This is a genomic window from Actinomycetospora atypica (assembly GCF_042653685.1).
Lineage (GTDB): Bacteria > Actinomycetota > Actinomycetes > Mycobacteriales > Pseudonocardiaceae > Actinomycetospora > Actinomycetospora atypica.
This window is the reverse complement of sequence record NZ_JBHSIV010000027.1, coordinates 37,671-49,735: the sequence shown is the minus strand read 5'-3', so window position 1 is coordinate 49,735 and position 12,065 is coordinate 37,671. Positions and strand designations below refer to the sequence as shown.

Sequence of the window (12,065 nt, the reverse complement as noted above, 5' to 3'; positions counted from 1 at the left end):
GGTCAGCACGGGATGCCGCGACCGCAGAGAGCTGCCCGTTGCCGGGTGTCGTCGCGGTGGAGCTGGATGCGGTGGACCGAGAGGTCCTGGAGCATGAAGGCGACGAGGTGGGCCTGGCGGTCGTCGAGGCGGGGGCCATGGTGCAGCGGCCGAGCGGGTCTGCCGCGCAGGTACACCACGATGCCGCTTCCGGAACCGGCGATGTCGGCCAGCGCAGCGTCCAGTTCCGACCGGCAGGAACAGTTCAAGGAGCCGAACAGGTCGCCGGTCGGGCATTCTCGGTGCACGTGGACGACGGGTCGGCCGGCCCGCTCGGTGGCCGGCCCCCGGAGCACGAGGTGCTCGGAGCCCGAGTGGGGGTCGCGGTAGCCGGTGGCGAGCAGGACGCCGTGGTCGGTCGGGAGGACGACTTCGGGCCCGCGGAGGGCGAGAGCCCCCGTGCGTAGTCGCTCGGCGATGATCTCCTGGCCGGTGACGCGGACCAGGGCGCGCTGCCTGGTGAGATCGTCCAGTCCGTGAGGTCCGGGACCGTCGTCGAGGACGATCTCGGTCACCAGGGCGAGCTGGCCCAGGCCGGCCGCCTGTACCAGGTCGACCGCGAACTCGGCGATCCCTGGCGCGGCACCCAGCGCCCCCTGGGCGCCGGCGACCACCACCGGGATGCCGGCGCGGCGGGCCGTGTCGGCATCGAAGCCGGGGCGGTCGGCGGCCAGACCGACGATGATCTCGGCGCGCTCGGCGATGGTGCAGGCGACGGGGGTGTGGTTCGCCGGCAGCACACGGGTGGCCTGGGCGGTGGCAGGGGACACGGCGAGGAAGGACGGCCCGCCCGCGACGCGGGCGGTGTGGCCCAGCAGCTCGGCATTCGCGTGACCGGCCCAGCAGACGAGGAACGCCGCGTGCCCGGCCCCCTCGATCACCTCGAGGACGACCGGGCTCGCGGCCCCCAAGGCGCGGTACGCGGGCGAGAGGACGGGACCGCCGTTCGGGTCAGGCGAGGCGGGCGAAGCTGCTGCGGTGGAAGACCAGGGGACGGACGTCGGGCCGATGGTGTGCCTCCAGCACGGCGAGCACGGCGATGAGGTGGTCGCCGGCAGTGATCTCGTTCTCGACCACGCAGTCGAACCAGGCGCAGGCGTCGTCGATCAGGACGGCCCCCGAGGCCCCGACGGTGACCGAGGTCCCGACGAACCGGTCCTGGCCGGGAGCGGCGAGGCGGCGGGCCAGCTGCGCCTGGTCCTCGGCGAGCACACTGACCCCGAGACCCGCCGCGGTGCGCAGTCGCGGCCAGGTCGCCGAGGTGTGTGCCACGCAGACCGAGACGAGGGCGGGTTCCAGGCTCACCGGGGTGAACGTGCTGACCGCGATGCCCTCGAGGGCACCGTCCACCACGGCGGCGAGGGCGACGACCCCTTCGGGGTGAGCACCGAGTACCAGGCGCAGTCCCGACGCGTCCAGCGGTACCGCGGGCGGGACGCCGTCGGTCTCCGGGTCGTGAGCAGTCACGGCGGGTGGGCTCAGGAGACCGCGGACAGTGCCGGGACCGGCTTGCGCACGCCGGCGTTCTCGAGCAGCGGCATCACCTCGGCGACGAAACGGTCGAGGCCGGAGACGAAGTCGACGAAGGAGAGCGACACACCGGTGACCCCCGCCTGGCTGAGCCCGATCAGGCTCTCGGCGATCTGCTCGGCGGTGCCCACCAGGGGGTATCCGCCGTAGCCGGCGCGGAGGTGGAGCTTGAACTCCTCCCACTGGTCGGGCGCCATGGCCGAGGAGTTCAGACCCAGGTAGTGCGCGGCGGACTGGCCGGCGCTCTCGTCGACCTCGTCGACGAACACATGCTGGCGGTAGGCCTCGGCCTCTTCGGCGGTGTCGCGCTGGATCACGTAGGCAGTGGTCCAGGTGTCCACTTCTCGCCCGTAGGCGGCGGCCTCGGCCCGGCGCTCCTCGACCAGCGCCCGGGTCGAGGCGAGGTCGTAGCCGGCGAGCAGGGCGTAACCGGAGTCGGCGTAGCGGGCGACGAAGTCGCGACCGGTCTTCGAGCCCCCGGCGTTCATGATGGCCGGTCGGGGCAGCTGGATCGGCTTGGGCTGGGAGTATCCGCCCTCGACGGTGAAGAACTCGCCGCGGAAGTCGAATTCGTCCTCCTCGAGCCAGAACCGCTCGAGCAGTTCGAACCACTCGCTGGTGTACCGGTAGCGCTGGTCGTGGGGCAGGAACGATCCGCCGAGCATCTTGAACTCCGGTTCGAACCAGCCGTTGACGATGTTCAGGCAGGTCCGGCCGCCGCTGATGTGGTCGATCGTGGCGACCTGCTTGGCGGCGACCGCCGGGTGGGACGCCTGGACGTGCGCGGTGGTGACCAGCGTGATCCGTTCGGTCACCGAGGCCAGACCTGCCGCCCAGGTGTAGGTGTCGAAGTTGCGGCCGTTGAAGCCGTTGTCCCCGATCTGCTTCCAACGGGCGACCGGGACCAGGGCCTCGAAGCCGGCCTCGTCGGCGAGCTGGGCGATCTTCTTCGTGTACTCCCAGGTCAGCAACGGCACGTCGTCGGAGAGAGTCATCGCGCAGCCGCGGTCGCAGTTGGGCCCGAAGAGCCCGAGCTTGAGGGGGTTCGCGGAGAACAGGGCGTTGGTGCCGCGCCGATCCCGGCGCTCGTCGGCAGGGGCGAGGTTCGACATGGATGTTCCCTCTCGGAGGTCGTCTGGTGCCGGCCACGGGCCGGGGTGGTGGCAGGAGCAGTGGTTCTCGCCGCGGCGGGCGTGGCGAAGGCAGCCGAGGGTGAGCCTCGGCCGGAGAAGGGGAGCGGGGAGCGGGGAGCCGTTACGGCGTCGCCGTGGCGCGGTCGCCGACCAGGCGACGGACGAACGCCTCGGCGTAGCGCGGCGCGTCGAGGGGGTACCGGGCGCTGAGGAAGTGCCCGTCCTCGACCACCATCGGCTCGTCGTGGGTCAGGGAGTACCCGAACCTGCCGAAGCGGGTCTCGCCGCGCTCGATCGCGCCGGAGGGCCCCACGGCCTGTTCGACCTCGGTCTCGGTGTACTTCCAGTAGGTCCGGTAGCGGCGGCCCACCCGGAACCAGGTGCAGCGGAACGCGAACTTCTCGATCGGGCGGGTCAAGGTGGTGAAACGGCGGCCCTCGATGATGCTGGCCCCGGTGCGGGGATCGATGGTCCTCGCCGGGATCAGCGAGCCGTGGCAGATCGCGCCGATCGTCTTGTTCTGGCGGTGGAACCCGAGCACGCGCTCGCGGAGGACCGCGCTGTCGAGGTACTGGCGCATGCCCTGGGCGTGCCCGCCGCCGAGATGGACCGCGTCGAAGTCGGCGGGGTCGATGTCGCGGTAGGTGATGGGGGACCGGAAGGCCGGGGAGCTCGACATCGCCCGGTAGGCGTCCAGGGCGTCCTGCCCGGCCGGGAACCAGTTGAAGAAGCCCGACCGCAGCAGCCGCTGATCGCAGGCGGCGACCCGCCCCGTCTCGGTGGCGAAGGTGACCTCGATGCCGGCGTCGACGAAGGCGCGCCACGCGATCGAGGACTCGGTGGTGTCGAAGTCGCGGTCGGGCAGCGGTACGAGCACGGACAGTGGACGCGGTGACACAAGCTCCTCCTCGGCTTTGGGGTGGATGCAGGTGTAGTCCGAGACAGTGATTGAGTCAACACTGGTTTGTACACTACCGGGACTTATCCCGCCTGGATGGATGCAGCAGAGCTTGACTGGGCCGCTTTGTGAATGCAGGGTTCCGGTCATGCGATGGACAGGGCTGGACGGGCCGCGTCGGCTGCCGCGAGCGGCGGAGCTCTCGGATCTGCTGCGCCCGCGCCCGCTGGTGCTCGACGGCGACCGACGCCGGGCTGCGCGGGCGGCCGGCGTCGAGGACCTCCGCGCGATGGCCCGCCGCCGAGTCCCACGAGCCGTCTTCGACTACGTCGAGGGCGGCGCCGAGTCCGAGCGGTCGTTGGCCCGCGCCCGCGAGGATCTCGACTCGGTCCAGTTCGTGGCGCGGGTGCTGCGCGGTGTGTCCGCCGTCGACACCCGCGCGACGATCCTCGGCGCCCCGAGCGCGCTGCCGATCGTGTTCGCCCCGACCGGCTTCACGCGCGTCCTGCACCACGAGGGCGAGCTCGCGACCGCCCGCGCGGCCGGAGCGGCGGGCGTGCCCTTCGCGCTCTCGACCATGGGCACCTGCTCGGTGGAAGACGTCGCGGAGATCATCCCGGGGTGTCGGCGGTGGTTCCAGCTCTACCTCTGGAGCGACCGTGGTCGCAGCCGCGAGCTCGTCGACCGCGCCGACGCCGCCGGTTACGAGGCCCTCGTGCTCACCGTCGACACCCCGGTCGCGGGCCGGCGACTGCGCGATGCCCGCAACGGCATGACCCTCCCGCCGTCACTGGGGCCGCGGACCTTCATCGACGGAGCGCGCCACCCCCACTGGTGGATCGACCTGCTCACCACCCGCGCGCTGAACTTCGCGTCGCTGAACTCGTGGCAGGGCACCGTCGCCGAACTGGCCGCAACGCTCTTCGATCCTGCGGTGGACTTCGAGGACCTGGCCTGGCTCCGCGAGCAGTGGCCGGGCAAGCTCGTGGTCAAGGGAGTCCAGTCCGCAGAGGACGCGGTCCGGATCGCGTCCGCGGGCGCCGACGCGATCGTGCTGAGCAACCACGGCGGTCGCCAGCTCGACCGCTCCGTTACCCCGATCCGCCAGCTGCCCGAGGTGCTCGATCGCCTCGAAGGCCGCTGCGAGGTCTTCGTCGACGGCGCCTTCACCTCTGGTGCCGACGTCGTGGCGGCCCTCGCGCTCGGCGCCGACGCCGTGCTCGTGGGGCGGGCCTACCTCTACGGCCTCATGGCGGCCGGCGAGCTGGGCGTGCGCCGGGTCGCGGCCCTGTTCGAGGAGGAGATCACCACCACCATGACCTTGCTCGGGGCCCGCTCGATCGCCGAGCTGACCCCCGACCTCGTCCGGCTGGGCCCCGCTCCCGAGGCCAGGAATCCTCGGCGGTGGGCCGACCTCGCCGAGGCCGGTCTGTCGATGCCGCCTGGTTAGGCTTCTCCGCTCAGCACTCGAAGAACGCACCGAGCGAGAGGGCTACTCGTGACCTCGGCAGACCTCAACCCCGACCCCCGCACCGACTCCCTCGCCGACTCCGCCTACGGCCTGATCCGGAACCGGATCCTCGACGGCGACCTCGGGGTCGGTGCCCCGGTCAGCGTGCTCGGGCTCGCCACCGACCTCGAGATGAGCCGCAGCCCGGTGCGCAACGCGGTCGAGCGGCTGCTCTCCGAGCGATTGCTGCGGCGGGTGGCGGGCACGATCGCCGTGGCCGCCCCCGACCGCTACGAGCTCCTGGACTCCCTGGCCGTCCGCACCCAGCTCGAAGCACTCGCCGCGCGGCTCGCCGCCCCGCGCATCGACGAGCAGACCCTCGAGGAACTGGTCGTCATCCACGACCGGTTCCGTCGTGCCGTGGACAGTGGCGACCAGGACGGGGCACGTCGCGCCGATTCCGACTTCCACCACGCGATCCAGGACCTCGCGGGCAACGAGTGCCTCGCCGAGTCCCTGGAACGGGTGCGCACGCAGGTGATCCTCGGCGCCTACGCCACGGCGTGGGTCACCAGCCGCGGACCAGCGGTCCTGGAGCACGAACGGGTCCTCCGCGCGCTGGAGGACCAGGACGGGCAGGCCGCGGAAGCCGCGATGGTCCGTCACCTCGACAACCTGACCACACGCATCACCCGCGAGTGGCGGGCCCAGGACACCGCCGAGGACGCGACGCCCAAGCGTCGGAGCACGCCTCGCGCTTCAGGAGGAGGAAGGTAGGCGGTTGGACATCCTGCGACTCGGCCGGCAGGGCCGGGAACGTCCCGTCGCGCGTGTGGACGGCGACCTGTTCGATCTCACCCCCCTGACCCCAGGACGTGGACGGCCGCTGGCTGGCCGCCGGAGGTATCGCGGCCGCCCGGGACGCCCTGCAGCGCGGGGCGCTGCCGCTCGTCGAGGACCCCGGGCACCTCCGCGTCGGGCCGCCGGTGGCCCGCCCCACCGCGGTGCTGTGCATCGGCCAGAACTACGCAGCCCACGCGGCCGAGACCGGCTCTGCCCCTCCGGCGGACCCGATCGTCTTCCTCAAACACCCGAACACCGTCATCGGACCCCACGACGCCGTCGCGCGGCCCGCGGGCTGCGACACCCTCGACTGGGAGGTCGAGCTGGCCGTCGTCATCGCCCGACGAACCCACCGACTCGCCCACCGCAGCGAGGCCGCCGACGCGATCGCGGGCTACACGATCGCCAACGACCTCAGCGACCGGCACCGGCAGATTGAGATCTCCGGCGGGCAGTGGTCCAAGGGCAAGATCGCCCCCGGATTCTGCCCCGTCGGCCCCTCCCTGGTGCCGGCCGACGAGGTCGACCCCAGCGACCTGCGTATCGCCTCCTGGGTCAACGGCGAACCCCGGCAGGACTCGACGACCGCCGACATGATCTTCGACGTCGCGGCCCTGATCGTCGATCTCTCCCAGTACGTCGCGCTCGAGGCCGGCGACCTGATCCTGACCGGGACCCCGCAAGGGGTCGCGTTGTCCGGGCGCTTCCCCTACCTGCAGCCCGGCGACGTCATCGAGACACACATCGAGCGGCTCGGGAGCCAACGACAGGTCATCGAGGCATCGGCCGACGCTGTGGAGCGGGCCACGGGGATCGATCCCGCGTGAGTTCAAGAGGCCGCGTTGGGCTCGGGTCAGAGGGCGCCATCTCGACCGGAGCGCGGCGGGGCGACCCGCTCCAGAACGTGGCTGACCGCCTCTCATTGCACGCCAATCGCAGGGCTGCGCTAGCGGATCGGGCGGGGACCGAGACCCTCATGGACGTCCACTCGCGGACGCGGTGCGGGCCGCTTGACGCCCGACGGCCTGGCCGCTCGCCTCGTGGAGGCTGAGGCCGCGGGTCTCCGGCGCCCAGACCCAGGTGAGCAGGAAGCCCAGGAACAGGACGGCGGCGAGGCCCAGCACCACGGCCTCGGTCCCACAGGCCTCGAGCAGGGACGGGGTAGGCGAGGCGTCCGGCGCGGCGGCGGTCCATCCGCAGCCGCATGGCCGAACGGACAATGCCCGGTTCAGCGACCTGTTCACCCACGGCGCCTGGCGACGCACCCTCTTCGCGGGCGGCTTCTGGGCCTGCCGAATGATGCCGTTCTTCGCCCTGAGCACCTTCGCGGGCCAGGTCGGGGCCGGGCTGGGCTTCGAGGACCAGTTCACCGCCGGCATCGCGCTCAACGTCTTCAGCATCGTCGCCGGGGCCTCAACGTGGTGGACGACCTGCCGGGTGAGAACGCTCTCACCGCGCTGGGCAACCCCGGCCTGACCGCCTGGGTCGGGCTGACCGTCATCGCCGACCTCCAGGCCGGCGAGACCCTGCTCGTATCGTCGGCCGCCGGTGGTATCGGCTCGCTCGCGGTACAGATCGGTCGGCTGCGCGGGGCCCGGGTGATCGGCAGCGCCGGCACCGAGGACAAGGTTCGCTGGGTCACCGAGGAACTCGGCGCGGACGCGGCGTTCGACTACCACGCGGAGTCACCGGGGGGCCGCCCTGGACCGACTCGCGCCCGACGGCCTGGACGTCTACTTCGACAACACCGGCGGACCGCTGCTCGAAGCGGCCGTGCCGCGGATGCGCCGCCTGGGTCGGATCGCGCACTGCGGCTCGGTGTCCGGCTACGACGGGGGCGGCAGTCCGCTCCGGATCGACGACGTCGCACGGATCGTGCTGAACTCGCTGACCCTGCGCGGCTACATCGTCGACGAACACCGTGCGACCTGGCCGCGAGCGCTCGAGGAGTTGCGCACCTGGCTCGCCGAGGGGCACCTGAGAGCGCCGCACACCGTCGTCGACGGACTCGACTCGGTGCCCGAGGCGCTGGCCGACGTCCTCCGCCCGGGCGCCACCCACCGCGGCAAGCTCCTCGTCCGGGTCGACGTGGCCCGCTCCTGACCGGGAACCGGCCCTGGTCGACGACGAGCGGTCGTCGTCGCCCCGGGTGCGGCTCGATCAGGGGTGTCAGGCCCGGAGTGCCGCGGTGGAGTCGACGTCGAGGGCGGTGAGCAGGTCGGCGACCTTGTGGTCGAGCTCCACGCCGACCTCGACGATGCGGGGGTCGTCGAAACTCGCGAACCGGGTGCTGGGCCGGTCGATGGTGAACCACACCTGGCCGTCGCGGTCCTCGGGGATCTGGGTGCGCAGGGGGGCGTAGAGCATGACGGCGTGGTCGTGGCGGTACATGCGCTCGGCGATGGTGTGGTTGCCCATGAGGTAGGACGTGCAGCGTTCGCGGTGGCCGGCGAGACGCATGACCAGGTCGACCTCATTGCGCAGGTAGAGCAGGAAGCCGTGCGGGGCAGCAGTGTCGGCGTTCGCCTGCACCGTGGCCCAGTCGAGGTCACGCCGGTCGACCTCGCCCCAGCGGCTCGCGTCGAAGGCGGGCACGGCGCGTTCGTAGCGGTCCCGGAAGTCGTCGAAACTCTGGTCGACGGGGAACTCGAGTCGCTGGACCTCGTGGGAGATGACGCGGGTGCGGTCGGTCATGATCTGCCTCCAGGGGCGGGTCGACGGATCGGTCGGGAGGGACCGCGGGAAGCGGGGACGGGCCCGGCCGTCACATCTGCGTCTCGCGACCGTGCCCGTTCGTGTCCCGCAGCTCTCGCTCGAGGTCGTCGGCGCCCACCGACGACCGCACCTGGACCACCGCGTGCACGGCCTCGCCGGAGCGCTCGTCGGGAATTCCGAACACCGCCGCCTCGATGCCGCGGGGTGGGACTACAGCGCGTTCTCCACCTCGGCGAAGTACCCGTTCTCCCCGCCCGTCCGGCCCGCGACGGCCGCCCCCCTGAGCGGCCGTGCGCGGCGCCGGGTGCGGTCAGAGCACCTTGCGGAGGATCTTCTGCGCCCGCTCGGAGTAGGGCGGGTAGAGAAGGTCGGGGTCGGGCGTGGTCGTGCGTGAGAGCACCGCCTTGCGGTGGCTGAACGCCTCGAAGCCGAACTGGCCGTGGTACGCGCCCATGCCGCTGGTGCCGACCCCGCCGAAGGGGAGCTGCGGGACCAGGCAGTGCATCATCGCGTGGTTGATCACCGTGGCTCCGGACGGGACCTCGGCGGTCACCCGCTCCGCGCTCCGGCGCGAGCCGGAGAACACGTAGGCGGCCAGCGGCTTCGATCCGGCGTTGACGTGGCTGATGGCGTCGTCGAGCGAGGCGACCGTGATGACGGGCAGGATCGGCCCGAAGATCTCCGTGGTCATCAGGGGCGAGTCGAGGTCGGGGTCGACGAGGACCGTCGGCTCGATCGCGAGTGCGTCGCGGTCGCGCCCGCCGCCGAACACCAGGCGCCCGCCGTGGGAGTCGAGCAGCCCGACCAGGCGGTCGAACTGGCGGTCGTTCACGATGCGCACGCCGGACGTGTCGCCCTCGCGGAACTCGCGATAGGACGCCATCACCTTCCCGAGCAGCCGCTCGCGGACGGACTCCTCCACGAGCACGTAGTCCGGCGCGATGCAGGTCTGGCCGTGGTTGAGCATCTTCGTCCAGACCAGGCGCCGGGCGGTGGCGTCGAGGTCGGCGTCGGCGGTGACGATGGCCGGGCACTTGCCGCCGAGCTCGAGCACGACCGGGGTGAGGTGCTCGGCGGCGGCCGCCATCACCTTCTTGCCGATCTCCGGACCACCGGTGAAGAACGCGAGGTCGAGCCCCTCGGCGAGCAGCGCCTGCGTGGTGTCCGCCTCCCCCTCGACGACCGCGACGGCGTCCGCGTCGAGGTAATGCGGGATCAGCCGGGCGAGCAGCGCGGAGACGGCCGGGGCGTGCTCGGACGGCTTGACGACGACGGCGTTGCCTGCCGCGAGGGCGCCGACGACGGGGCCGAGGGTGAGGTAGATCGGGTAGTTCCAGGGTCCGATGACGAGCACGGTGCCCAGCGGCTCGAAGCGGTAGTGCGCGCTGCCCGGCAGCTGCGCGGCGGGCAGGGTGACTCGGCGCTTGCGGGTCCAACGGCGCAGGTGCTTGCGCGCGTACGCGGCCTCGGACTTCGTGGCGGCGTGGTCCCCGAGCCAGGTGTCGTGCGGCGTGCGGCCCAGGTCGGCGGCCATGGCCTCGGCGATGGCGGGCTCCTGCTCGGAGACGAGGCGCTCGACGCCGCGGAGCTGGCGACGCCGCCACTGCAGGTCGCGGGTACGGCCCGTGGCGAAGGTCGCGCGCAGGCGGGCGACGACGTCCGCGGCGGATTCCGCGGAGACGTCCGACGGGAGGACCGCGCGGGGTGCGATGGTCGTCATGGGATCAGCCCTTCTCGGAGACAGCAGGAATGAAGATCACCTCTACGCGTGACCCCGTCGCGGCGGCGCGGCTCGGGACACTCGCCCGGGTGGCGGGCTCAGCCGGCCGCGAGGAGGTCGGCTGCCTTCTCACCGATGACGATCGAGGGGGCGTTGGTGTGGCCGCGGATGATCTGCGGCATCACCGAGGCGTCGGCGACCCGGAGGCCGTCGACGCCGCGCACCCGCAGCTGCGGGTCGACGACACTGGCGGGGTCGTCACCCATTCGGGCGGTGCCGACGGGGTGGTAGAGGGTGTGGGCGTGGCGGGTGATGGCCGCCCGGATGCGGTCCTCGGGGCTCATCGTCTCGCCGCCGAAGGGGCGCACGAACCGGCCCGTGGTCACCGCCTTGAGGCTCGGCGCGGCCAGGATGTCCGCGCAGGCCGCGAGGCCGGCGGTCAGGGTCTGCATGTCGTGGCCGTCGGGGTCGGAGAGGTAGCGCGGGTCGATCGTCGGCTTCGCGTGCGGGTCGGTGCTGGTCAGCTCGACGACACCGGAGCTCTCGGGCTGCAGCAGGATCGCGCCGAGGGTGATCGCGTGCGAGGGGATGCCGGTGAGGCCCTCGTCGACGTAGGCGGCCGGGGCGAAGATCAGTTCCACGTCGGGCAACCCGGGGCCGTCGCCGACGCGCAGGAAGCCGTAGGCCTCGGCGACGTTCGAGGTGAGCATGCCGCGGCGGCGCAGGAGGTAGTCGACCAGGGCCCGGGGCTTGGTGACGTCGAGCAGGGTGCCGCCCTCGACCTCGGCGACGAGGAAGCCCACGAGGTGGTCGCGCAGGTGCCGTCCCACGTCGGGGGCGTCGACGACGACGTCGATCCCGAGGCCGCGGAGCAGGGCCGGGTCGCCGATGCCCGAGAGCTGCAGCAGCTGCGGGGTGTTGATCGTCCCGCCGCAGAGCACCACCTCCCGGCGTGCGCGGCAGGTGCGGGTCCGCCCGTTCTGCTCGAACTCGACGCCGACGGCGCGAGTGCCCTCGAAGAGCACCCGGGTGGCGTGCGCGCCGGTGTGCACGGTGAGGTTGCGACGTGACTGCGCCGGCTCGAGGTAGGCCACGGCGGTGCTGGAGCGGGCGCCGCGCGCCTGGGTGACCATGGTCTGGCTGAAGCCGGCCGGGGTGCGGGTGTTGGCGGCCTCGACGGCGTGGCCGGTCTCCTCGACCGCGGCCAGGAACGCGCCGGTGAGCGGCCGGGGGTCACGCTGGGCCTGGACCTGGATGGCGCCCGAGGTGCCGTGATCGGGGTCGGCGGACCCGGCGACGTGCTCGACGCGCCGGAAGTAGGGCAGGAGCGCGTCGAACGACCAGTCCGACCCCGCGAGCTCGGCCCACCGGTCGTAGTCCTGGGCGAACCCGCGCACCCACATCATGGCGTTCATCGACGTACTACCGCCGAGCATCCGCCCTCGCGGCCAGTAGATCGAGCGGTTGTCCAGCGACGTCTGGGGAGCGGTCTGGTAGTCCCAGTCCCGGTCGGTCTTGAACAGCTGGGAGAACGCTGCGGGCACATTCACCGCCTGGGCGCGGGCTGTGCCACCGGCTTCGAGCAGGAGGACCTGGTAGCGGCCGTTCTCGCTCAACCGTGCCGACAGGGCGGCACCGGCCGCGCCCGCTCCGACGACGACGTAGTCCGCGGACTCGTCCGAGTGCTGAGCGTTGGTCATCGTGTCTCCGAGGGTGAGGCGGCCCGTGTCGGGCTCG

General features: G+C 72.1%; 13 protein-coding genes. 4 read left to right on the top strand and 9 right to left on the bottom strand.

Going from position 1 to position 12,065, the window contains the following annotated elements; genetic code table 11:
- Nucleotides 1-2: 2 nt before the first annotated feature.
- The 4 genes from ACFPBZ_RS21665 to ACFPBZ_RS21650 form a co-directional block, all read right to left on the bottom strand.
- Complete coding sequence (locus ACFPBZ_RS21665; RefSeq protein WP_378038189.1) at nt 3-950, bottom strand: hypothetical protein; 948 nt, start codon at nt 948-950, stop codon at nt 3-5.
- 40 nt (nt 951-990) lie between these two features.
- Nucleotides 991-1,506 (bottom strand): flavin reductase family protein, encoded by a 516-nt coding sequence (locus ACFPBZ_RS21660; protein WP_378038188.1) that lies wholly within the window; start codon nt 1,504-1,506, stop codon nt 991-993.
- 11 nt (nt 1,507-1,517) lie between these two features.
- On the bottom strand, nt 1,518-2,681 hold the full coding sequence (locus ACFPBZ_RS21655; protein ID WP_378038187.1) for an LLM class flavin-dependent oxidoreductase: 1,164 nt from the start codon (nt 2,679-2,681) through the stop codon (nt 1,518-1,520).
- Between the two features lie 142 nt (nt 2,682-2,823).
- Entirely contained in the window at nt 2,824-3,600 is a 777-nt protein-coding gene (locus tag ACFPBZ_RS21650) for a type 1 glutamine amidotransferase domain-containing protein (protein WP_378038186.1), read from the bottom strand.
- Between the two features lie 148 nt (nt 3,601-3,748).
- On the opposite strand from ACFPBZ_RS21650, the gene ACFPBZ_RS21645 reads away from it, so the two are divergent.
- The 3 genes from ACFPBZ_RS21645 to ACFPBZ_RS21635 all read left to right on the top strand — a co-directional run bounded on the left by ACFPBZ_RS21645 (nt 3,749) and on the right by ACFPBZ_RS21635 (nt 6,720).
- Entirely contained in the window at nt 3,749-5,050 is a 1,302-nt protein-coding gene (locus ACFPBZ_RS21645; RefSeq protein WP_378038185.1) for an alpha-hydroxy acid oxidase, read from the top strand.
- A 48-nt stretch (nt 5,051-5,098) separates the two neighbouring features.
- Nucleotides 5,099-5,827 carry a GntR family transcriptional regulator gene (locus ACFPBZ_RS21640; protein ID WP_378038184.1) on the top strand — a complete coding sequence of 243 codons (729 nt, stop codon included), beginning with the start codon at nt 5,099-5,101 and terminating at the stop codon, nt 5,825-5,827.
- Nucleotides 5,828-5,925: 98 nt separating this feature from the next.
- Nucleotides 5,926-6,720 (top strand): fumarylacetoacetate hydrolase family protein, encoded by a 795-nt coding sequence (locus ACFPBZ_RS21635; RefSeq protein ID WP_378038183.1) that lies wholly within the window; start codon nt 5,926-5,928, stop codon nt 6,718-6,720.
- 147 nt (nt 6,721-6,867) lie between these two features.
- Here the strand turns inward: ACFPBZ_RS21635 and ACFPBZ_RS21630 are convergent, their stop codons facing one another.
- A complete protein-coding gene (locus ACFPBZ_RS21630; protein ID WP_378038182.1) occupies nt 6,868-7,572 on the bottom strand; it encodes a hypothetical protein in 705 nt (234 codons plus the stop codon).
- Nucleotides 7,573-7,594: 22 nt separating this feature from the next.
- On the opposite strand from ACFPBZ_RS21630, the gene ACFPBZ_RS21625 reads away from it, so the two are divergent.
- Nucleotides 7,595-7,996 carry a zinc-binding dehydrogenase gene (locus ACFPBZ_RS21625; protein ID WP_378038232.1) on the top strand — a complete coding sequence of 134 codons (402 nt, stop codon included), beginning with the start codon at nt 7,595-7,597 and terminating at the stop codon, nt 7,994-7,996.
- Nucleotides 7,997-8,062: 66 nt separating this feature from the next.
- Here ACFPBZ_RS21625 and ACFPBZ_RS21620 read toward each other — a convergent pair whose 3' ends face one another.
- The 4 genes from ACFPBZ_RS21620 to ACFPBZ_RS21605 all read right to left on the bottom strand — a co-directional run bounded on the left by ACFPBZ_RS21620 (nt 8,063) and on the right by ACFPBZ_RS21605 (nt 12,028).
- Nucleotides 8,063-8,587: a hypothetical protein gene (locus ACFPBZ_RS21620; RefSeq protein ID WP_378038181.1), complete on the bottom strand. Its 525-nt coding sequence runs from the start codon at nt 8,585-8,587 to the stop codon at nt 8,063-8,065.
- Nucleotides 8,588-8,657: 70 nt separating this feature from the next.
- Nucleotides 8,658-8,792: a hypothetical protein gene (locus ACFPBZ_RS21615; RefSeq protein WP_378038180.1), complete on the bottom strand. Its 135-nt coding sequence runs from the start codon at nt 8,790-8,792 to the stop codon at nt 8,658-8,660.
- A 126-nt stretch (nt 8,793-8,918) separates the two neighbouring features.
- Nucleotides 8,919-10,328 carry an aldehyde dehydrogenase family protein gene (locus ACFPBZ_RS21610; RefSeq protein WP_378038179.1) on the bottom strand — a complete coding sequence of 470 codons (1,410 nt, stop codon included), beginning with the start codon at nt 10,326-10,328 and terminating at the stop codon, nt 8,919-8,921.
- Nucleotides 10,329-10,426: 98 nt separating this feature from the next.
- Complete coding sequence (locus ACFPBZ_RS21605) at nt 10,427-12,028, bottom strand: GMC family oxidoreductase (protein ID WP_378038178.1); 1,602 nt, start codon at nt 12,026-12,028, stop codon at nt 10,427-10,429.
- Between the last annotated feature and the right edge of the window lie 37 nt (nt 12,029-12,065).